This is a genomic window from Methanobrevibacter sp. (assembly GCF_045539575.1).
Taxonomy (GTDB): domain Archaea; phylum Methanobacteriota; class Methanobacteria; order Methanobacteriales; family Methanobacteriaceae; genus Methanocatella.
In genome coordinates this window covers 1-22689 of the sequence record NZ_JAZQFM010000013.1, presented here as the reverse complement: position 1 = coordinate 22689, position 22689 = coordinate 1, and the positions used below count along the sequence as shown (strand labels likewise).

The window sequence follows — 22689 nt, the reverse complement described above, 5'->3', positions numbered from 1 at the left end:
ATGAGGATTACAAATGCCAGTTGATAAGGATATTAAAAAAGTATTGATTATTGGTTCTGGACCTATTCAAATTGGACAAGCTGCAGAGTTCGATTATTCAGGTTCACAAGCATGTAAATCATTAAGAGAGGAAGGTATTGAAACAGTACTCGTTAACAGTAATCCAGCTACAATCCAAACTGATATTGATATGGCAGATACTGTTTATACCGAACCGTTGACTCCGGAAGTCGTTGCAAAAATTATAAAAGAAGAAGAAATTGATGCTATTTTACCAACTATGGGTGGACAAACCGGATTGAATATTGCAACAGGACTTGGAGATTTAGGATTACTCGAAGGAATCAAAGTTTTAGGTTCCGACGTTCAAACTATTAAAGATGTGGAAGACCGTGACCTCTTCGCAAATCTGATGGATGAAATCGGGGAGAAAATTCCAAAATGTCAGGCTGTAGAAAGCGTAGATGCTGCACTTGAAGCTGTAAAAGACATTGGATATCCTGTAATTGTCAGACCTGCGTTCACATTAGGTGGAACCGGTGGTGGAATTGCACACAACGAAGAGGAATTAATTGAAATCGCAAACCACGGACTCGATATGAGTTTCATCAACCAGGTTCTCATTGACGAATCAGTTCTCGGATGGAAAGAAATAGAATTTGAAGTAATGAGGGACAAGGAAGACACCTGTATCATCGTCTGTACCATGGAAAACATCGACCCTATGGGTATTCACACAGGAGACAGTGTCGTTGTTGCTCCTATTCAAAACCTATGCGATGAAACCATTCAAAAAATGCGTGACGCATCAATCAAGATTATCAGAGCATTGGGAATTCGCGGTGGATGTAACATTCAGTTTGCATTAAACCCTGAAACCGATGAATACAAAGTTATTGAGGTAAACCCTCGTGTATCAAGAAGTAGTGCACTCGCTTCAAAAGCGACAGGTTATCCTATTGCAAAAATCTCATCAAAAGTTGCATTGGGAATGACATTGGATGAAATCAAAAACGACATCACCAAGGAAACCCCTGCATCTTTCGAACCTGCAATCGATTATGTAGTAATCAAAATCCCAAGATGGCCATTTGACAAGTTCAAAGGAATCAGCCGTGAAGTCGGTGTTCAGATGAAAGCAACCGGAGAAGTAATGGCTATCGGAAGAACATTCGAGGAAGCGTTCCAGAAAGCATTGAGATCCCTTGACATGGGCTTTGACGGATTTGAATATGTGGACTACACAGAAGAAGACCTTGCACGCCCTACCGATTTAATCTATTTCCAAATTTATTCTGCTATAAAAGACGGAATGGATATCGATAAAATCAGGGAACTTACAAAAATCGATAATTTCTTCCTATACAAAATCAGAAACATCGTAAACTTTGAAAACGATGTTACAGCAGAAAAATTGGATGATGAGTTCTACTTACGAAAAGCAAAACAATTAGGATTTTCAAATAAAAGACTCGCTACATTGGCCGGTCAAACCGAAGAATACATCAGAAACCTTCTTTCAAGATACAACATAAAACAATCCTATAAGATGGTAGATACCTGTGCTGCTGAGTTTGAAGCTAAAACTCCATATTACTACAGCAGTTACGATGTCGGAAATGAATTGGTATCAACCACCAAAAAGAAAGTTGTTATTTTAGGAGCAGGTCCAATCAGAATTGGTCAAGGTATTGAATTTGATTACTGCTGTGTACATTCATCTCTTGCTTTAAAAGATGATGGAATCGAAACAATCTTAATCAACAACAACCCTGAAACTGTAAGTACAGATTATGACATTTCAGATAAGCTCTTCTTTGAACCGTTAACCTTTGAAGATGTAATGGGTGTAATCGAGCAGGAAAAACCTGACGGCGTAATTGTACAGTTCGGTGGTCAGACTTCTATTAACCTTGCAGTGCCGCTGGCAAACGCTGGTGTAAAAATCATGGGAACTCCATATGAAAGCATTGACAGAGTAGAAGACAGAGAACTTTTCGCTGAACTTTTAGAAAAACTCCACATTCATCAAGCAGCATATGGAACAGCTAACTCTTTTGAAGAGGCTAAAGAAATTGCTGAAAGAATCACATTCCCAGTGCTTGTACGTCCATCATATGTTATCGGTGGAAGAGCAATGGAAATCGTTTATGACGTTAATGAGCTTGAAGAATATATGAAAGAGGCTGTTAAAGTTTCACCAGATCACCCAATCCTTGTGGACAAGTTCCTCGAAGACGCAATCGAACTGGATGTTGACCTTTTATGTGACGGCGATGACGTATTCATTGCAGGTATCATGGAACACATCGAAGAAGCAGGTGTTCACTCCGGAGACTCTGCATGTGTAATACCTCCTCAAACAATTCCTGAACATATATTGGATACCATTCGTGAAAATTCAACCAAATTGGCATTGGAACTCGATGTTAAAGGTTTAATGAACATTCAATATGCAGTCAAACTTGATGAGGAAATGGTTTATATCATTGAAGCAAACCCACGTGCAAGTAGAACAGTTCCATTCGTAAGTAAAGCTATTGGCGTGCCACTTGCAAAAGTTGCAACTTGGATTATGGATGGAGCAAAACTCAAAGACTTCAACTTAACCAAAGAAATTAAAATTGATCACGTTGCTGTAAAAGAGTCAGTATTCCCATTCTTGAAATTGCCGGAATCAGACACTGTTTTAGGTCCTGAAATGAAATCCACCGGTGAAAGTATTGGTATTGATGAAAACTTCGGAATGGCATTCTATAAATCACAGCTTTCAGCAGGTATGGAATTGCCTAAAGAAGGTAAAATATTCATAAGTGTCAAAGAATCTGACAAGAAAAAAATCAGACCAATCGCTGAAAAGGCAGTTAATTTAGGATTTAAAGTCATAGCCACTAGTGGAACTGGAGATGCAACAGGACTTAAAGAAATTGAAAAGGTCAAAAAAGTGTCTCAAGGATCCCCTAACATCAGGGATGCAATTTTAAATAAGGAAATTGATTTGATTATCAACACTTCTGAAGGTAAACAATCCGCTCAAGACGGTTACATCATCAGAAGATTAGCTATCGAACTCGGTATTCCTTATGTTACTACATTGGCTGGTGCAAGAGCAGCTTTAAATGCTATTGCAGCTGTACAAGACAGTGAACTTAATGTAAAATCATTAAACGACTATGCAGATGGAGAATAATTTTTCTCTATCCTTATTTATTTTTTTTTGAGTCTGTAAAGTTTATAGGCTTATTTTAATTACCATACAGATATTCTTTAATATTAATACCGCAGGAAGGACATTCCTCTTCACCAATTTTTAACCTGCTTTTACATTTAGGACAGAAGTTAAGTTGCACCTTATACTCCTTGCTTTGATCAATAAGGGCATTGACCTCAATTTTTTCGGTAATGTTGCTTTTCAGAACGCTTTTGTCCCAGTCATTGTCCATCAGAAGCTTTTTGTAATAGAACGCTTCAGTCATTGTGTCATAATAGCCGATTATGTCGTCCATTCTTTTGATATAAAAACCTCTGACTTTATGGTCAAAAAGGATTTCCCCTTCCCTTTCTTTCTTGTTTACTTTGGTTCCTTTAATACGTCCTTTAGGTCGTTTTTCAGGAAATGGGGGCAATTCCATGTTTTCATACTTGTTTTCAAGGTCACATTCAACAAGAAGATCATAGTCAAAATTACAAAAAAACAGTGCATCTCTTTCATATAATGCGTCAGATAATTTCCTGAACTCTCCATAGTCTTTATTATTATGTTTAACTCTGTATACATCACCGGTTTTTACAATGTTCCTGTAGAAGTATCTTATTTCCTGAGAGTTAATAGAAATCATCCCCTTATGTTAAAAAAACGAAGCAATAATTTAAGGTATTTTCACTTAAACCAATACTTATGTAATATTATTTTTTTCAATTAAATATAGTTAATGAAAAATTATTTTAATAAAAAAAATTAGATTCTACTTTAATGTTTACTATAGCTAATGGAATCATTTTAAAAGGTCAAGATTTAGTTCCATCCCGAGAAAACATCGTTGTAGAAGATGGCAAAATCATTGAAATCTCAAAAGAATCAAGTGAAGGCAGGATTATTGATGTTGAAGGTGCGGTGGTTTGCCCTTCATTTATCAATGGCCATATGCACATTGGCGATTCCATAATTAAAGATGAAGGATACTCCCTGTCATTAAGCGAAATGGTAAAGCCTCCGAATGGGGTGAAGCATAGGGCACTGGCCAATGCAACCGACGATGAGCTGATTGATGCCATGAGCCAATCAATGTGGGATATGGTCCGCTCAGGAACCACCCATTTCATTGACTATCGCGAAGGAGGAATTGATGGAATCAAACTTTTAAAGAAAGCCAGCAAGGACATTCCAATAAATCCAATTATTTTAGGCCGTGATGACAGTTTTTACGGTGATGATCCGGACTTGGGCAAAGTCAGAACAGCCATTCGCAAAATCTTGAAAATTGCAGACGGTATTGCGCCAAGCGGTTTTGGCGAGATAACTGAAGACGTGGCAAGGCTGATTGTTGATGAGTGTGAAAAGCAATCAAAAATATCATCAATCCATGTGGCGGAATCAGAATCCAATCAGATAGAATCATTGAACAGCTTCAATAAAACAGAAATAGAAAAGGGCGTAAAAAATAATTTCTCCCAACTGGTTCATCTCACCAACCCAAAACGCAATGACCTGGAGCTGGTGTCAAATTCATCTTCAAATGTTGTTGTATGTCCGAGGGCAAACGCAACCTTGAATGTCGGGGTTTGCAGATTAAATGAAATGCTGGAGCGTGGAATGAAGCCGTTGCTTGGAACAGACAACGTAATGCTTAACTCACCGAATATGCTCAGGGAGTTGGAATTCAGCTTAAAATTGATGTCGGTTTATTATAGGTCATATATCGACCCTAGACAATTGCTGCAAATGGCAACAACAAACATTTGCACCCATAAAATTAATGAAATTGTTCAAAAATCCGTGATTGGTGAGGGAAATTTTGCAGAATTTGCAATATTCAAATCTTTTTCTAAAAATCCTTACCTTAATATATGCAATCGCAGTGAAACGAAAAATATATTATATATCATTAATAAAAAATGTATTGTATAATATCATGGATAGTAAATCTATATATTATGGGAGATGTTAATGATGTATAAGAAAATATTGGTCCCTACAGATGGGTCAGAATTTGCAAAAAAAGCTCAAAAACACGCCTTATACTTGGCAGGTGTTAGTGGAGCTGAAATAGTTGCTGTGAGTGTCACAGAAAACAATTTTGTTAACGGACTTCCATTGGATGATGAAGTATACCAGTTAAATCAAGTCTTAAAAGAGAGATCAGAAGAGAATCTTGCGGAATTTGACAAATTAAATGTGGATGATATAAAAGTGTCCCATGTAATTAAAGAAGGTTCTCCTGCAAAATGTATTTTGGAAGTTGCAGTGGAAGAAGATATTGATTTAATAGTGATGGGTAGTTCAGGTAAATCTGGTTTCGATAGGTTTATTATGGGTAGTGTGGCAGATAAGGTTGTTAATTCAGCCAAATGCGCAGTACTTGTAGTCCATTAATTATCATTTTTTATTTTTATATTTGTTAAAAAAGGTGTTTTTATGTTAGTTAAAAGAACAATGTCTAAAAATGTAGTAAGTGTTTCCGTACCAGGTAACAGAGAAAAAGTTTTAGACTTAATGAGAAAAGAAAACAAAGCAGTGCTTCCTGTAGTTAAAGAAGATACTGATATTTTAGTAGGACTAGTAACTCGTTCTGATTTAATTAATAATCCTGATGAAGAACAAATTGCAATGTTGATGAGCAGAGACTTAGTCACAGTAAATCCTGGTGACGATGTTGTTGATGCAGCTCGCAAAATGATTGAAAATGATGTGAGAAGGGTTCCTGTTGTAAACGACGATGGGGAACTTGTTGGAATCATCACATCTTTCGATTTAGTATCAAAAGCATTAACCAAAATCGACATTGACGATGCAGTTGAAAATTATATGATTACTACAGTTCCAACTACTTGGGAAAAAGCTCCATTGAATGTTGCTTTCGAAACTATGAATCAGTTTGGTTTAAAATCAGTTTTAGCTTTAGATGATGATGCTAAATTATCAGGTATTTTAACTGAAACAGATTTCATTTCCGAAATTGAAATTATTTCCGAAAGAAGTGAGCACAGTTCCACTGTCGGTACTGAAGGAGACAAATGGTCTTGGGATAGTACTTCCGTATTATACATCGAGAAAAACCATTTGAAATTCACAGACAAGGTTGTCAGTGATGTTGCAGTTGGAAATGTGGAAGTAGCTAACTCTAAAACCAAAGTTTCAGACTGTGCTAAGAAAATGAAATCCTTAAACATTGAACAGATTCCTGTAATCGGTGTTGAAGGAGATTTAGTCGGTCTTGTAAGAGCTAGTGATTTGATCAAAGCATTAGTAGAATAACTGTGATATAATGGCTGTTAGTCCTGTTTTAGTGATTAAAACAGTTGATGATAGTGCTGTTGGTGTTCGTGCAAGATTATATGATGATTTTGTCGAACACGAAATAGTTCTTAATTCTGTAATCGCTTACTGGTGGGCTAATAACTTGCCGCCTGTTGTAAAATTCCTTGAACTTTTTGAATCAGTAATAAAAAGAACTATAAATGAGCTCATGCCTCATAAAAATTTGAAAATCAAATATGAGGTTAAGGCTGATGATGAGTTGGAAAATGCAACTTCTCTTGAAATAAATTTGATTGAGGTGGCTGCAGATGAAACTGGTTTTAAAATTGATGGGAAACAGTTGATACTCAACGGTCTGGCAAAATCTAGTGAAGATCACGAGTCCAATGAGTTTGTAAAAACATTTGAAAAAACTATTGAAACTCCAGATATTGTATTGAAAAAATATCAAGAAATGAAAAAATGAGTTTTAATAGGTTTTAATTATTTTTTTTTAGATATTTCTTCTGATTTTAGATAATATTTCCATAAATTTGTCTAAGGCGCTTTCATAATTTTTGAAATTGTCTCCTTTTATCAGACCATTCCTGTTGATGGTGATGTTATCGGTTTTAAGTTCACATTCAGTGTTTTCATCAACACTTTCAAGAACTGATTTTGTTTTTTCAAGATTTATGGTGTAGGGAAGCTTATATGAAAATCCGCCGTCTGCATAGTCAAGTTCAATCATGTCATTATCTTGAATTGGTGATAAATTTAAAGCTACTTTTTTAAATCCTTGGTGTTTTAATTCATCATGTATTTGTTTAAATTTATTGTGTGATGTAATCTCATCGATGTTATCCACTTCACATATACCAATTTCTTCAAAATATCTAACTTTCACTATTTCACAGCCGGTGTTATTGTAGATGTAGTCTTCACAATTTCTTATCATCTCAATTTTTTCCCTGGATGTAGGCGTGTTTGTCGGGATTCTTGTTGCAAGGCATGTTGTTGACTTTGAATAGGGGATATTGTTGCTATCCAGATAGTCGTGGATCTCTTTTGATGATAATCTGGCTTCAATAAGTGGTGTTTTAAATTCTTTTTCATAAGTAATTAGGATTCCTGGCCTGTCGGATATGAAGTCGCTGATGTTGTTTCCATCACAGACATAATCAAATCCATTCTCTGCAGCAGCTTTTTTAATTTGCCCATACATCAGGTTCCTGCAATTATAACATCTTTTTGAGTTGTTTTTGAGAAACTCTTCATCCTCATAAAAATCGATGTCGATGACTTCATGTCTGATATTGAACAGGTCCGCAACTCTTTGCGCATGTTCGATAAAACCTGTCGGCATCAGATGATTGTCTATAGTTATTGCGAGGGTATCTTTGGCAACCTTGGATGATATGTAAGCTATAAAAGTAGAATCAGCGCCGCCTGAAAAACCAATGGCGACTTTTTTATCTTTCAGAATATCCTTCACGATATTGATTTTATCATCAAGATTCATTGTATCTCTTCTTTGATGGTTTTGAGAAGATCTTTTGCGTCTTCTTTTTTAATGTCTGCAGATTCGCGAATGAAATCGATTAGGCTGTTTTTGGTATCGTCATCCAAACTTGATTGGGTTAATGTTTGAGCATAATTCCGTTTAGGGTAGAATGTCTGTTTGGCAATGGCGAGCAATTCCTCTTTTTCTTCTTCAGTAATGATATTTTCGGCCACTGCATTTGTGAAAACATATTTCATGTTAATCAGCGGTTCGGAAAGGGCTTCCAGTGTTTCGGAGTCTAGCATCACTGCAACATCATCATCGGAATCAACTTCGCCGCTGGCATACTGACTGTAAACATATCCTATTCCAGTCATTCCCAATGTGTCAAGCTCAGATGCCCTAAGAGCACCCATACTTGAAGCTCCATAAACTTTAACTCCTCTTTTCATCACGTTAAGAATTTCCTTATGTCCAACGGCTGAGCTTTGGTGAAACACGCCGTCTATTATTCCAATGATGTCTGGATTTTCTCTTAAAGCCAGGGACAGGTCTCCTCTTTTGATGGGTCTTTTATAAATTACTTCAATGCCTTCGGAGCTGTCCAAAATTTCTCTTGCTTCATCAAAAGGAAGTGATAATCCTGTGTAAATTATAACTTTTACCATATTAATCAGACTTTCAGGAATCTATAGCCTGCACGGCTTTGGTCAATTGCATACATTTCCATTTCAGGAATGATTACGCGAACAACACTAACGTCAAGCTCCGGACGTGTCAAATCCACGTATAATATTTTTTCTATGTCATTTGCCATCAGTTCATTTTTAACGATTTCAATATCTTTTGTAATTGAAGCAGTACTCTTATTTTCAATGTCTGAAAGTGAAATTTGCTCATCTTCCTGTCTGAAATAGAACTTGTTTATTCTTTTCATACGTTCATATCCTGCTTCACGGGCAAAATCTGCTCTAACGGTATCTTCACGGGCACCGTTGATTTGGGTTGCCCTGCTTTGAGCCACTTCAGTCAGCGCCCTGAGGATTGCAACTTCAGGGTCAAGATGTGTTCCAATTCCCAATGTCAGCAGTCCCGCATCCCTTGTAACTGTATCGTCTGCGGAAGCAGCTATTGTCGGAACCTTAATGTCTGCTGTAAAGTCCATTAGCTTGATTTTTATTCCTTCACTTTCAAATTTATCCAGAATGTCATTGATGACGTCACTTTCAATGGAATTCAGGTTGATTTGTGAGTAGTTTTTATGGGTCAGCTCGAAGATGCTCCATGCGTCCCTTTCAATAACCTCAAACATTCCGTGCAATATTGCCTCTTCTAATATGTTTCCGGAGGCAAGTCCATTGGTATTTGATTTGAATAAAGTTTTTGCATTGTCTTTAGGATTATAAGGGTGATAAACTGCATTTGTCGGAACATAATAATCTTCATCTGAAATTATGTCATGTGCAATGCTCCACTCCAGCTTCCAATCTCCAATATCTGTCCTTTCAAGTTCTTTTGGCAGATTCAGTGATTTGGGGTCAATGCTGTTGTCAATGGCGCCTAAAGTTGAGATTATGCTTTCATCGCTGCTTTGTCTTTCAGCGGAATATCTTTCAAAACCCTCCATCATTGCAGATGCCTTTGCATGGTCTTTTGTAATTCCCTTTCCACCGTAAATGCTGACTCCGCCCTCTTCGGCGGTAGGTCTGATTGCAGTGTAAATTGGAAGGCCGATTCTGTCCAAATCGGTAATGTCTGCAATACGGGTTATTCCCGCAGTTTTAAGCTTGTCTTCATTAATCTCAATAGTCCTTTTTGGAGCTATTACCCTATGGGTTCCCTTAAAGTATGTAATTTCTTCACTCATTTTTTAAAATCCTAAAATCATTCTAACTATGTTTTCAACGCCCATTGTCATTGACATCAATGTCAATACTCCGGCAATTGCAATTGTGACAATCCAGATTCCAAAATTCCAGTCCAACACTTTAGATCCGTCCAGGTTTCCTATAGGCAACATATTGAAGACAGCAAGGAAACTGTTGATTGAGTATCCTACAGAACAGATGAGGAATATTAAAAGTGAATTTCCAGAATGGAATGCTGATGGATAAACTGCTGTAGCTATTGCTAAAAAGACCAGTGCGAGTATGATATTGACAATAGGTCCTGCAATTGATATTTTACCGTTAATTTCATCAGTCATGTAGTTTGCATAGGTATAAACAGCACCCGGTGCCGCAAATACGAATCCGAAAAATGATGTGACAAGTGCGAATATCAATCCTTGAGGCCATAACTTAAATTCCGCCCAGTATCCGTATTTCATTGAAACGAATTTGTGTCCAAGTTCGTGTAGGATGAAACCTGCGCCTACACCGACCATGACTATCGGCAATATGGAAAGGACTGCATTTGTATCTCTTCCACCATTTACTATTGCAAAACAAAGAGAAATAACGATAAATGCGATTATTAAATCTCTTATTTCACTACTTGTAAATTTAAACATAATCTTAAAATATCTATTTTGACTTTAATAAAATTATCTTTTTTCAATTCAAATCATGATTTAAATTGGATTTTTTCTTTTTCAATTACTAATTTTATTTATAATACCTTTTCTAAATTATTTAACATGGACTTACATATTGATAACATTTTAAAAGATTTAAAAAAAGATGATTTTCAAGCTTATTTATTAACTGGATTTACCAATGTAGAATATATCTCTGGGTATAAGCCAACCAGCTTTGCATTTTGCGTGATAAAGGACAGTCCTATCATCTATGCTTCTGGAATGGATATGGAACTGGCTAAAAATACCTCTTCAATTGAAGTGAAGGAATATGAGTCATATGACGTGATGATAAAAGAGCTAAAGGACGACGGAATCAAAAGTCTGGCCATCGAACCTACATTGCCTTTCAGCACTTTTGTCCGCTTCCAAGATGACTTTAAAATTGATGCCAAAACATACATTGACAAGCAAAGAATGATAAAAACACCTGAAGAAATTGAAAAAATTGCTAAAGCAACTGAAATTGCCCAAAAATCATTCCTGCAGTTGGATATCCTGAACAATAATAGCTCTGAAAAGGAAGTCGCATTTGATCTTGTTCGTTACATGATTGAAAATGGGGCTTCAAAAGAATCATTCGATACAATTGTCACAAGTGGTCCATCATCAAGCCTTCCTCATGCAATTCCTGAGGCAAAGAAATTATCTCAACCCATACTGATTGATTGGGGTTGTATTTTTGAAGGCTATTGCTCTGACAATACCCGTACCATGGTTTACACTGAACGCCAGCAGGAAATCTGGGACATTGTCGCTGAAGCACATGACAAGGCAATTAAAGCTATTAAACCTGGAATGAAATGCTGCGAAGTTGATAAGGTTGCACGTGATATTATCTCTGAGTATGGATGCGGGGAAAGATTTATACACTCAACCGGTCACAGCTTGGGACTTGATATTCATGAAACTCCTGGATTTTCTCCCCGTGATGAGTCATTAGTTGAAGAGGGCATGGTCATTACAGTGGAACCTGGAATTTATTTGGAAGGGGAATTTGGAGTTCGCCTTGAAGATACTGTAAGCATTTCTAAGAAGGCTGATGTCATTGGCGATTTGCCGTTGAATATTGACTGATGACGGTTGGAATGTTTTAAGTTGATGAAATGGAGCATGTTCTTACTTTTTTTCATTTCGTTAAGTTTATTATTTCATTTTTAAAGATATTATTGTTGAGGAGTAATTATGCCATGGAATATGATGAGAGAAGTTTGGGATTATTGCACATATAACATGCCATTTTTTATTTTGATTTTGGCGTTATTCGTATTATTAAATTATATTCAGGATTATTATAAAAATCCTAATGGGTATTTGGTGTTGTTAGTTGTTGTATTAATGGCTTTTCTCATTTATGGTTATGGGATGTTAATTACTCGTGATAGAATTAAAGGCGGTGTCAGATTACCAAAAATAATTATTAAAGACGTTCTTGATTTGGGAATCAAATCAACAATTGTTTTTATTGTTTATATTTCTGTTCAAGGGTTTGTAATGCATGGTATTTCTTCTCCATTGCATTTTCCAGATTTTGAATTGGAAGAGCTGTTATTGAATATTCCTCACACCGTGAAGTTAGTGTTTTCACACAGTCCTGTTGATTCATTAATTTTTTTTGTTGTTGGTGCTATCTTATTTTATATTTTGGCATTCTTCATGGAAATAGGATTGGCAAGGCTTGCCTATACTGGCAGGATATTATCTGCTTTTAATTTATTGGATATTAAAAGGGATATTGATTTGATTGGATGGAAGCATTATGCAAAAGAGTATACTATTATGATTGTTTCAATTGTTGTTTTTTTATCTCTTGGGTATATAGTCATTCCAGATATTTTCTTAAATTATGTGTGGAACACTGTTCTGTTTTTATTTGCATTTGCAACCCAGTTTTTAGGTATTGGTGGGATTTATAGTGAAGTAATAGCTGTAAAATCAGAGTAATTCATTTGCTGAGAATGTGAAATATTTGTCTACACTATACTTTGAGCAGACAGCCATTTTGTATTCATCAACATTGAATAAACTGAATTTAAGATTATTTTTATCATTTTTAAGCCTAATTTTTTCATTGAGGAGTATTTCAAAGCTGTCTAAATCCAAGTAAAATCCCAGCCCGGTGTACTTCATGTAACTTTCCTTTAAAACCCAATACTTGAAGAATTCATCAGATGGTTTTTCTGAGTTCATAATGCTTTCATATTCGCTATTGTAGAAGTAGTGCTTGGCTATGTCCAAATCAATTGAAGGATCATTAAATTCAACATCAACCCCAACTTCAGCATCGGATATGGCACAGGAAACCAATTTTCCCGAATGGCTTAGATTAAAATGAATGTCTTCGAAGTTGGATATGTATGCCTTACCGTATTTGCCGGTTTTGAAGACGGGTTCGGTTATGTTTTCTTCTTTTAGCAGTTTATCTAAAAGCAAATACGCTCCTGCACTGAGCTTTTTATCTTTTTCAAATCGAAAATGCTTAACTTTTTCTTTCCTGTTTTCAGGCAATGATTCATATGCTTTATCCAAATCTAAGTTGCTAACGTCACAATATGCTAATTTAATCATCTTTGACCTTCAAATATAGTAATGTCATGTCATCAAACTGCTCTTCATCTCCGGTGAAGTTATTGATGTCATTTAACAGTGGTTTGATTGGATTATTTTCGTTTTTAAAATCATTAAAGAAGTCCAATAATCTTTTTTCCCCATACATTTCCTTTTCGCAATTGTTTGCGTCAGTAATTCCATCGGTATATATCACCAGTTCATCGGATAAAATTATTTCTTCATTTTTGAACTCGTAATCTTCCAAAATTCCTAAAACTATTCCTGGGTCCATATTTAAATATTCGAATTTATCATTTTCTCTTATTAATGGAGGGTTATGGCCTCCATTTGAGAATATTAATTTATTTGTTGTTTTGTTATAAATTCCAAGCCATAATGTCATAAACATTGCTTCAGAATTATTTTCTCCCAATTGATTATTCAATAAGTATAAAATTCTTGAAGGGTCTTTGTCGTGTTTTAGGAGTTGTTTTATCATCACTTGTGTAATCATTGCAAGGATCGCCGCAGGAACACCTTTCCCTGACGCATCACCAATGATGATAGCTAAATGTTCATTATCCAATTCATAATAATCAAAGAAGTCCCCTCCAACTTCTTTTGCAGGTTTTGAATAACCGTCAATTATATAATTTTCATTTGTTATTGGTTCTGTTGGCAGGTTTTCAGCCTGAATTCTGGTTGCAATCTCGAGTTCCGTTTTAATACGTTCTTTTTCTCCTTCAATTTCCTTGATATTTTCAATATAATTGTTATTAAAATTAATAAGTTGTATATATGAGTTGGAAAGGGTTCCAATTTCAGTTTTTTCGGCAATATAGTTGGAATATATGTCCACTAACTTTTCAGACTCTATTTTTTCATTTTCATGTATGAACTCTTCAATTTTCGCAAATGATAGAATCGGTTCAATTACTTTTCGTTCAACATATTTTAGAACTGTTAGGGATGGAATGAGGAAAAAGAGCAACAGAATATCCATAAATATCATCATTATGATTATAACTTCTGTCTTATCTAACGGGAGGAAATCATCCATGATGGTAATTAATATGTGGTCACTGGATAGTACAATTCCAAACAAGATTATAACTAATGTTGTTATGAGAAAAATGGTCATTATGTCTTCTGAAATGGAATTCTCATTTTTTTCAACAATATTGCCTTTGATAGGTTTTGATAAATAAATAAACATTATTAAGCAGAGTATTATAAATTCCGCTGTAATGATGAAATCATTTATTTGGAGATTATAATCCAAAATCAAAGTTATTACTAATGAAATTATCATTAAACTTCCAAGTATTTGGTATAACTTTTTGTTGTACTTCTTTTTTGATATTTTAGGGATATGTGCAAAATTAAATTTATTAGAAATCCAGATTCCGTTTATTCCAAATATTAATGATGAGTTAATAAAATTTAGGAAGTATCTGACTTCAATAAGTGGAATAATAGTTCTTACTCTGGGATACATTAAGTAAAACAATTTTCCGTGTAGTACGGAGTATAAAACTCCGCAAATAAGTATGATTCCAAAAAATAAAAGTACATTTGAGGTGTTGTTTAATTTTGGCATTGAAATTTCTGTTCTGGATTTGTAAGTTTCATACCATAGTTTATATGCTAAATAAGCCACTCCAAAACTGATTATTTCTGAGGTTATTGCAAGCATAGGCTTATAACCCCTTATAATATCACATAATAAATTTGCTGTTACAGATCCGATTGCTCCGTAAGGTCCAAAAATTAGTCCTGAAACTAGAAGTATCCCTACGTGAGGGCTCACTCCCGCACCAAAATTTTGTCCATATGCTAAATAATAGGTTCCCAAGTTAAAAATTAACATTATAACAAATGGAATCATTATTTTTTTAAATTTATCAATCATTATTCCACATTTTTAATAATTTTCAAATGGTTTTCCCCATTGATGTAGCTGTAGTATAAATCGTCTGCTATTTCTTTTATAAATAAAACTCCAATGCCTCCAATTTGAGCATCTTCAATATTTTCTGGAGTTTCAGGGTTTTCTTTTTTGAGTGGATTGAATTCAATGCCATTGTCAATAAATTCAATAGTTAATATCTGGTTTTCGAATTCGATATTAACTTTGATATAATCAGTCTGTGAATAATTTACAATATTGGCAAATATTTCTTCAACAATCAAATTAACTTTAAGGTCTTCCTTTCCGAGTTCATTTAAAACAAACTCATTTAAAGTGTATAATTCGTTTATTTCCGGTTTTAATGAAATTGAGTTCATTCTATCTTTAAGATTTTATCAAAACCAGACATTCTGAATATTTCGTTAATTGTGTCATTGACGTTTTTAATGGTCATTGGAATGTCTTCAGGTTTCAATTTTTTTTGTGTTGCAATCAAGACACGTAAACCTGCACTGGAAATGTATTCTAAATTGGCAAAATCAATTATCAATGAATCGAATTTCCCCATTTCATCGAGGATTTCATTTTCAAAATCAGGCGCAGTGACGGTGTCAATGCGGTCTCCAACTTCAATTGTTAATTCTTTTTCATTATAATTTTTCACAATATCCATATCAAATCACTATTTTTATATTGTTTTTTTTAATTTTAAATACTTTCGTTAAATGTTATTAAATTAAAATTATTGATATGCTCAGGTTATTGTTTGTGTCAGCGAAGTTGGGAATGTTTGATGTAAAGAATTTATTTTAGCATTTGAAATAATTTCAAAAATTAAAAATTATTCTTATTTTTATAATTTGCAGTGTTTAAATTTGTTTTGACCGATAATATTGAAAGTAATAAGTTGTATACTTATCTTTACATTTGATTATAATTTTTTAGATTATTTTATTCATTTTGAACTTTTTTTAAAAATTTATATGTAAGCATAAACATAAAATAATATTAATATTTTTGGAGGAAAGACATTGAATAAAAAGTTTTTGTTATTTTTAATTTTCATTTGCATACTTTCCGTTTCGGCAGTGAGTGCACATGAAAATGTAACAGATGATATTGTTATGATTAATCAGAATGACAAAACGACATTGGAAATTGATCAAAATTCCGGTGAAATAGGCAATTTCACAGGTTTGAATGATGAAATTAGCAATATTGCGACAGGCGGAAATCTTACACTGAAAAAGGATTATGTATATTGTTCTAACGATTCCAGTTATGTTGATGGAATCAGGATTACCAAGGACAATATTGTAATTGATGGTGGCGGCCACACAATTGATGGTGCGGGACAGGTTAGGATATTTAACATAACAGCTCTAAACGTTACTTTGAAAAATATTAATTTTGTTAACGGGCATGCTGCCGAAAATGGTGGTGCAATCTATACAATAAATAGTTTAAACATTTTGGATTCAAAGTTTTACAATAATACTGCAGGAAAATCCGGTGGTGCAGTATATGTTGCAAGTGCATTTTCAAATTCCAAAATTAACTCTACATTCATTAATAACAGCGCGAATAATGGTGGTGCATTATACTTTTATGGTGGAGCTACCAATAGCACAATAAACGGTCAGTTCAAGGGCAATTCTGCTGTAAGGGCAGCAGGTGCAATATACATTAGGGGAAAATCTGAAAGTAACACATTTGCTGCTGATTTTTATAGCAATCGTGCAAACGCTGCCAGTGGGGGTGCAATATTTTTCTATAACTCTGCTAATGGCAATGTTTTTGAAGGTGTTTTAAGAGACAATTTCGCATTTTATGGTGGAGGAATCTTTTTTTACAATAAGGCAAACAACAATAAATTCGATTGTGATTTCAGATCTAATGTTGCAAAATCATGTGGTGGAGCAATGTTTTTCCACAACACTACAAATAACAATAGCTTTGCAGGTTATTTCCTAAATAACAGTGCTTTGGGTCAAGTTGATGAAATAAATGGAAATGGTGGTGCTATAACTTTCAAGGATGTGTCAACCAACTGTGCGTTTGCATGTGACTTTGTAAATAACACTGCTGCTAAAACCGGTGGGGGCGTAAACTACAGGCAAACTCCTCACAATATAACTTTCAACAGTGATTTCATTAACAACCGTGCAAGCACAGGTGGGGGAGTCAATTTCTTTGAAAGTTTTGAAAATGTGGTTTTCAATGGTGAATTCATTGGCAACTCTGCTGTGATTGGAGGCGCAATTGCCGCTAAAACCGGAGTAATTAAGGATGTCACTTTCCTCAATAATAGTGCAGAAGCAGGCGGTGCAATCTATTTTGATGAAATAGGTGAAGTTGTAAATTGTAAATTCGACGGAAACACTATAAGTGATGAATTTGGTGATGGTGGTGCAGTTTATTTCAACGATAATGGAACAATAAAAGATTCCATTTTCACAAACAATGTTGCAAACTATAGTGCAGGTGCAGCTTATTTTGCAGGCCAAGGAACTGTCTCCAATTCATATTTCTCAAAAAATTCTGCAAAAATGTATGGTGGAGCAATTTACTTCAATGGAACAGGAATAATTGCTGGATCTAACTTCACAAATAATTATGCAAGCTATGATGGAGGAGCAGTTAGCTTTTGGATGAATGGAAGCATTTCAAATTCCAATTTTAAACGCAACCATGCACAGGAAGGCGGATCAATATACGTTCACGGCAGCATATGTGATGTGAGCTATTGTAATTTCACAGAAAATACCGCAAGAACCGGTGCTGCAATTCACTCAGATGAAAATGGAACAATAAAGCATTCCATTTTCAACGGTAATGTTGCAGAATTTGGCGGAGGCGCAATTTACATTGATAATATAAAATTAAATGACTGCAATTTCACAGATAATTCTGCTAAGCAAAACCATGGAGGTTCAATTTTTATTTACAATGGTGGTGAAATAACTGACTGTAACTTCATAAATAACACTGCTTCACGTGGTGGCGGTGCAGTTTATTTCAATGGAAATGGAAAAATTGACAGAAGCACTTTTAAAAACAATTCTGCTTCTGATGGTGGTGCATTAGTTAGCTGCGGAAATACTGTAATTGACAATTCAATATTTAAAGATAATGTTGCTTCTTTGGGAACAAATAACATCAGATTAAAGGAAAACGCTACAATTGAATTTGATGGGGTGGATTCAGAAAAACTCAGGCCATTTTACATTGTCGAATTAATTCCTGAAATCAGTGATGTTACTTATGGAGATATTGTAAAAATTACAGTAAATGTCTCATCCAACGACAAGGAAGTTAAAGAGGGAACTGTCTTGGCAATCATCGGCAATAACGAATATTCAGCAGATGTTGTCAATGGAAGTGTAACATTTGAAATTCCTAATCTTAATGCCGGATCCTATGTCTGTGAAGTCAGGTTCTGTGGCAGTGAAAACTATGCTAATTCAAGTAAAAATGTAACTTTCAACGTTTTAAAACAGAATTTGAAAATTTCCGCTGCCAATAAGGCATATGTAATTAACTATGGTGGAAAATACTATGTTACTGTTAAAGACATTAACAATAAACTGGTTTCCGGAATTAAGGTAACATTCACATTAAGCGGCAAGAAAGTAGCTACTGCCACTACAAACTCCAAGGGTGTTGCAACAGTCTCATTAACTTCAAAAATGCTCAAGACCGCAAAAGCAGGTAAAAGAAATCTGGTTATTAAAACCAGCAGTGTTAACTACAATACTTTGAGCAAAACCGTTAAAGTGACTATCAACAAGGAAAAAACAAAAATTACAGCCAGTGCAAAGAAATTCAAAAAATCCTTAAAAACTAAAAAGTACACAATAACCTTGAAAAACAGCAAAGGAAAGGCAGTTAAAAAAGTAAAGGTTACCTTGAAGATTAAAGGAAAAACATATAAGGCAACAACAAACAGCAAAGGTAAAGCAACCTTTAAAATTACAAAATTAACCAAAAAAGGTACTTTCAAGGCAACTGTTAAATTTGCAGGCAATGCATACTACAAATCAATAAGTAAAAAAGCAACAATTAAAATAAGTTAATTCAATTTAACTTATTTTTTCTATTTTTTTAACATAATTCAGTTTATCATTGAAAATTAAGATAATAAATCTGATTAAATAGATTATTCAACTGTGTTAGGTTTAAATAGTAGACAATCACAATAAATAAATGATTGAAATATTTGAATATTATTTTTTTAAGGTTGAAACATGTCAGATAAAAGGTCATTTTTTTCTAAAATAGAAGAGGTTATTTTAAATTTCACCAAACCTGATTATATGGACTCAATGGATAAAATTCAAGAGTTTTTAGATGAAAAGTCAAAATCATCTGATAACATTCCGAACACCATTTTCAAAAGCAGGAATATTGGCGGTCTTGAGGTTTTCACATTCGGTGATGAAAATGCTAAAAATACAATTTTATACATGCATGGGGGAGCATACGTCAATGAAATAAATTATCAGCATTTGTTATATGGCCTCAAGCTTTCACGAAAATTGGATGCACATGTACTTCTTCCCGTTTACCCTCTCGCTCCTTTGCATAAAGCAATGGAATCATTTGACCTGATTACAGATTTGTATCAATCACTTACTTCCAAAAACAATTTGATTTTGATGGGGGATTCTGCGGGTGGAGGCTTTGTTTTGTCATTCTGTCAGCATTTAAAAACAATCAATCTGCCTCAGCCTGATAAAATCATAACATTTTCTCCATGGGTTGACATTTCAATGAGCAATCCTCCTTATGACAGTGAAAACGATCCTATTTTAGGTGAAGTAGGTTTAAGGGAAATAGGCAAATCATGGGCAGGAGATTTGAATACAAAAGATTATAGAGTTAGTCCAATTTATGGCGATAATGATGGTTTGCCAAGAACACTAATTTTTGCAGGAACCAATGAAATATTCTGCAAGGATATTGAAAAATATGTTGGTAATCTCAAAAAGGATGGCGTTGATGTCAGATTCATAATCGGTGAGGGATTGTTCCATATTTATCCTCTGTTCCCTTCATCTGAAGCAAAAAAAGCATTTAAAGAAATTAAAAAAGAGATAATTGGTTAATTATCTCATATACAAAATATATTTTCCAAATCTTGGGATTCTATAGATGATAACAACTGCAACATAACTGAGTATTATCAGTAAAATCCAAAGAATAATTGCTTTTACAGGTTCTGTGAATGGTAGCTGAACGACCATTGGAAGCAATGGTAATCTGAATAGGTTGTGAACTAAAAACACTGCAAATGAGTATTTTGACAAAAAGCTGACAAGTGGAAATGCCCTTACTTTGCCCATTCTGGATGACAATTCAAACAATGCAAAAGATCCGGTTAATATGAATGGGAACTCATACCATAAGAAGAAATTATATCCTTTTATGAATGAGTAGTACTGGAATAATACACATATTATGAATGATACTATAGCAAGCAATCCCATTTTTGAAGATGAATACTTTTTAAACAAGTTCTTTTTAACCAGATATCCTAAAATGATGTAAATACCATATACTCCACCACTGAATCCAAGACAATACTGGATATTGACATTTTCAATGCCGTGCATTGCAAGAACAACTGTTACGAACGGCAATAGGAATGCTAAAAATGCAAACACTATTGTTGCCTGATTAATTGTTTTAGGGTCAAAATGTTCCAATGCACTTGCCACGAATGGCATTGAAAGATACATTCCAATAATCATTGGCATATACCACATGTGGCTGAAAAACAAGTTTCCTGCTTCTGCAAAATTGACCTGGTTGGATCCGACAGCAACGAATTGCAGGCTGATTGCATAGATTATTGCCCAGATGACTGTAACAATAATCAGTCCTTTACAGTTTTTGCTCCAAAACTTACGAACACGCTCGTCGTCATATGATCTGTCCAATAATAAGTAACCTGTAATCATTAAAAAGAATGGAACTCCGATACGTCCAATAAAAAGTGATGCAAAATTAAATACTCTGGAAAACATTGTAAAATTCATGATTGAATCTGAAGATATTATGAAAATACCGTCAGTTGCATGAATGTACAATACGGTTAATATTGCAATTGCACGTACAAAATCAATCCATTCGACTCTATTTTTACTCATTAAATTTTCTCCATTCGTGTTAAAAATATTTTTCTTTAAAGTTAATTATATAATTTTTCAAGAATTTAATGTTCAATGTATATTTCAACTTTGAATTTTTGTGTATTTATTTAGATTCCGAAAACTGCTGATACTATTCCCGGAGTGATGCTGGCTTCAATAAATCCTGCAACAGCTAGAAATATTATGTCCAATATCAGTAGGATGAATATGTCTTTCAAATCTGTTTTAATTCCATCAAGACTTTTTGTTTTAATAAGGATGATTTCACGGCGGGTTATGATAAATGCAATTGTAAGTGCAAAAACTGTAGCTAAATATTCAATAATTCCGTGAGGAAGTGTTGCCACAGCTCCGAATATGAAATCTTTTCCAATATATTGGCCAGCTATATAACTGCTGTTTAGCACGTTAAAAATTGATGGGATTGAAAGCAATATTCCTCCAATCATTGTCATAATGTCTATGCTGAAATTATGTATGAAATATTCCAAACTGCCGGTATTGCTTGTGGCGAAACTTCTGTTGAATTGCATATTGTGTTCATGTGCATATTCAATTAGTTCACTTATCTCTCCATAACTGTCACCGGCTTCAAAACAACCTATAATACTTCCGACAATCAGAGAACCGAATACAATTATAAAAGCAATCAATAATAATTTTTTGTTTCGATTGAAAAATTCACGGTCAATAAGTTTCATATGAGATATTTTGTTCAATGAAATATAAAAATTATAGTATTTTGTTATTGCAATGTTTCTTGAAGACAAAATGTTGTTTTTCACCAAGGGGTATTGTGAATTCTATTTGCTGATTACAGCATCAAACTGTCATGATGTTCAATATTTGATTCACAGCAACAGGTTTGGAAACTTCAATTATTTTTTTAGGATGTGTCAAACATGTTTCAAATAAAAAAGTAGTTTTTGAGTAATTGTTGATTACTCAAAATCAGTATAATCTGTATGCGTCATATGCTGCAATAAGGCCGTAAACACCACATATGATGCGTTGAGCAATTTGGTCTACGTTAAAGTAGAATAATACTCCTATTAGCACTAATAATATTACAAATAATATTATTCCTCTTTGTTTGTATCCTTCAATTGCTTGGCCTAATCCTGGAACTATAAATGTGAGGATTGCATTTACAAGTGCGTCCATTTCCACATTAACACCTCCATGTTTTATAGCTGTTTTATAGTTTAGGTATACGTAAATATATATTTTACCATGTCTTTTGGATTTTGTTCATTAGTTTTACTGTATATTGTTGATAGTATAGAAATGTAAAATGTATTATCCAGTATTTTAAACAATTCTAGGGGCAATATGAATATAAAACTTTTTTTTAGTCTGTTCATATCCTTAAAATCAATGATGGCAAAGATATGAGGTATTGTTCAGTTGAATGATTGAACTACCTCGACTTTGTAGAAGTCGAGGATTCTTACTTCACGGGCTGGTACTCTCCCACGAGAGTAGAATTACCGTGCTATCTCCCCTGTCCCAGAGGTTCATTGTTTCATTCAT

The 22689-nt window shown here is 34.4% G+C and carries 21 protein-coding genes; 9 read left to right on the top strand and 12 right to left on the bottom strand.

Features of this window, described 5'->3' with window-relative positions; all coding sequences use genetic code 11:
• The first annotated feature begins 13 nt into the window (after positions 1 to 13).
• Positions 14 to 3190: a carbamoyl-phosphate synthase large subunit gene (gene carB, locus ACKI30_RS01505; RefSeq protein WP_407409276.1), complete on the top strand. Its 3177-nt coding sequence runs from the start codon at positions 14 to 16 to the stop codon at positions 3188 to 3190.
• Between the two features lie 55 nt (positions 3191 to 3245).
• Here carB and ACKI30_RS01500 read toward each other — a convergent pair whose 3' ends face one another.
• A complete protein-coding gene (locus ACKI30_RS01500; RefSeq protein WP_292739862.1) occupies positions 3246 to 3839 on the bottom strand; it encodes a zinc ribbon domain-containing protein in 594 nt (197 codons plus the stop codon).
• Positions 3840 to 3973: 134 nt separating this feature from the next.
• Here ACKI30_RS01500 and ACKI30_RS01495 point away from each other — a divergent pair, with 134 nt between their 5' ends.
• The 4 genes from ACKI30_RS01495 to ACKI30_RS01480 are packed head-to-tail and all read left to right on the top strand — an operon-like array spanning position 3974 to position 6944.
• On the top strand, positions 3974 to 5128 hold the full coding sequence (locus tag ACKI30_RS01495; RefSeq protein WP_407409273.1) for an amidohydrolase family protein: 1155 nt from the start codon (positions 3974 to 3976) through the stop codon (positions 5126 to 5128).
• A gap of 42 nt (positions 5129 to 5170) precedes the next feature.
• The gene (locus ACKI30_RS01490; protein ID WP_292739957.1) at positions 5171 to 5593 is read left to right on the top strand and encodes a universal stress protein; all 423 of its coding nucleotides are present in this window, start codon (positions 5171 to 5173) and stop codon (positions 5591 to 5593) included.
• Positions 5594 to 5635: 42 nt separating this feature from the next.
• Entirely contained in the window at positions 5636 to 6475 is an 840-nt protein-coding gene (locus ACKI30_RS01485; protein WP_292739858.1) for a CBS domain-containing protein, read from the top strand.
• A gap of 10 nt (positions 6476 to 6485) precedes the next feature.
• Positions 6486 to 6944, top strand: coding sequence for a hypothetical protein (locus tag ACKI30_RS01480; RefSeq protein WP_407409271.1), 459 nt, complete (start codon positions 6486 to 6488; stop codon positions 6942 to 6944).
• Between the two features lie 27 nt (positions 6945 to 6971).
• Here the strand turns inward: ACKI30_RS01480 and ACKI30_RS01475 are convergent, their stop codons facing one another.
• Genes ACKI30_RS01475 through ACKI30_RS01460 form a run of 4 tightly spaced genes read right to left on the bottom strand, consistent with a single transcriptional unit; the run spans position 6972 to position 10473 of the window.
• The gene (locus tag ACKI30_RS01475; protein ID WP_407409269.1) at positions 6972 to 7979 is read right to left on the bottom strand and encodes a 7-cyano-7-deazaguanine synthase; all 1008 of its coding nucleotides are present in this window, start codon (positions 7977 to 7979) and stop codon (positions 6972 to 6974) included.
• On the bottom strand, positions 7976 to 8629 hold the full coding sequence (locus tag ACKI30_RS01470; RefSeq protein WP_407409267.1) for a TfuA-related McrA-glycine thioamidation protein: 654 nt from the start codon (positions 8627 to 8629) through the stop codon (positions 7976 to 7978). Before ACKI30_RS01470 ends, ACKI30_RS01475 begins: the two co-directional genes overlap by 4 nt.
• Positions 8630 to 8634: 5 nt before the next feature.
• A complete protein-coding gene (locus tag ACKI30_RS01465) occupies positions 8635 to 9828 on the bottom strand; it encodes a YcaO-related McrA-glycine thioamidation protein (protein WP_407409265.1) in 1194 nt (397 codons plus the stop codon).
• A 3-nt stretch (positions 9829 to 9831) separates the two neighbouring features.
• Positions 9832 to 10473 carry a site-2 protease family protein gene (locus tag ACKI30_RS01460; RefSeq protein WP_407409263.1) on the bottom strand — a complete coding sequence of 214 codons (642 nt, stop codon included), beginning with the start codon at positions 10471 to 10473 and terminating at the stop codon, positions 9832 to 9834.
• 126 nt (positions 10474 to 10599) lie between these two features.
• Here ACKI30_RS01460 and ACKI30_RS01455 point away from each other — a divergent pair, with 126 nt between their 5' ends.
• Positions 10600 to 11616, top strand: coding sequence for a M24 family metallopeptidase (locus tag ACKI30_RS01455; protein WP_407409261.1), 1017 nt, complete (start codon positions 10600 to 10602; stop codon positions 11614 to 11616).
• A gap of 108 nt (positions 11617 to 11724) precedes the next feature.
• Positions 11725 to 12483, top strand: coding sequence for a DUF4013 domain-containing protein (locus tag ACKI30_RS01450; RefSeq protein ID WP_407409259.1), 759 nt, complete (start codon positions 11725 to 11727; stop codon positions 12481 to 12483).
• Here ACKI30_RS01450 and ACKI30_RS01445 read toward each other — a convergent pair.
• From ACKI30_RS01445 to ACKI30_RS01430, 4 genes are read right to left on the bottom strand one after another with little or no spacing between them, the layout of a single operon-like run.
• A complete protein-coding gene (locus ACKI30_RS01445) occupies positions 12475 to 13107 on the bottom strand; it encodes a 4'-phosphopantetheinyl transferase family protein (RefSeq protein ID WP_407409257.1) in 633 nt (210 codons plus the stop codon). The two genes, ACKI30_RS01450 and ACKI30_RS01445, sit on opposite strands and share 9 nt — an antisense overlap.
• Positions 13100 to 15001, bottom strand: coding sequence for a PP2C family protein-serine/threonine phosphatase (locus tag ACKI30_RS01440; protein ID WP_407409255.1), 1902 nt, complete (start codon positions 14999 to 15001; stop codon positions 13100 to 13102). Before ACKI30_RS01440 ends, ACKI30_RS01445 begins: the two co-directional genes overlap by 8 nt.
• The gene (locus ACKI30_RS01435) at positions 15001 to 15378 is read right to left on the bottom strand and encodes an ATP-binding protein (protein WP_407409253.1); all 378 of its coding nucleotides are present in this window, start codon (positions 15376 to 15378) and stop codon (positions 15001 to 15003) included. The genes ACKI30_RS01440 and ACKI30_RS01435 overlap by 1 nt, the downstream gene beginning before the upstream one ends.
• Positions 15375 to 15674, bottom strand: coding sequence for an STAS domain-containing protein (locus ACKI30_RS01430; protein ID WP_407409251.1), 300 nt, complete (start codon positions 15672 to 15674; stop codon positions 15375 to 15377). The genes ACKI30_RS01435 and ACKI30_RS01430 overlap by 4 nt, the downstream gene beginning before the upstream one ends.
• A 451-nt stretch (positions 15675 to 16125) precedes the next feature.
• Here ACKI30_RS01430 and ACKI30_RS01425 point away from each other — a divergent pair, with 451 nt between their 5' ends.
• The gene (locus ACKI30_RS01425; RefSeq protein WP_407409249.1) at positions 16126 to 19077 is read left to right on the top strand and encodes an Ig-like domain repeat protein; all 2952 of its coding nucleotides are present in this window, start codon (positions 16126 to 16128) and stop codon (positions 19075 to 19077) included.
• Positions 19078 to 19248: 171 nt separating this feature from the next.
• Positions 19249 to 20109, top strand: coding sequence for an alpha/beta hydrolase (locus tag ACKI30_RS01420; RefSeq protein ID WP_407409247.1), 861 nt, complete (start codon positions 19249 to 19251; stop codon positions 20107 to 20109).
• Here the strand turns inward: ACKI30_RS01420 and ACKI30_RS01415 are convergent, their stop codons facing one another.
• The 3 genes from ACKI30_RS01415 to ACKI30_RS01405 form a co-directional block, all read right to left on the bottom strand.
• Positions 20110 to 21153: an acyltransferase gene (locus ACKI30_RS01415; RefSeq protein WP_407409245.1), complete on the bottom strand. Its 1044-nt coding sequence runs from the start codon at positions 21151 to 21153 to the stop codon at positions 20110 to 20112.
• A 110-nt stretch (positions 21154 to 21263) separates the two neighbouring features.
• Positions 21264 to 21857, bottom strand: a complete 594-nt coding sequence (locus tag ACKI30_RS01410; protein WP_407409243.1) for a stage II sporulation protein M — start codon at positions 21855 to 21857, stop codon at positions 21264 to 21266.
• A 250-nt stretch (positions 21858 to 22107) separates the two neighbouring features.
• Positions 22108 to 22326 (bottom strand): hypothetical protein, encoded by a 219-nt coding sequence (locus ACKI30_RS01405; RefSeq protein WP_407409241.1) that lies wholly within the window; start codon positions 22324 to 22326, stop codon positions 22108 to 22110.
• Positions 22327 to 22689 lie beyond the last annotated feature (363 nt).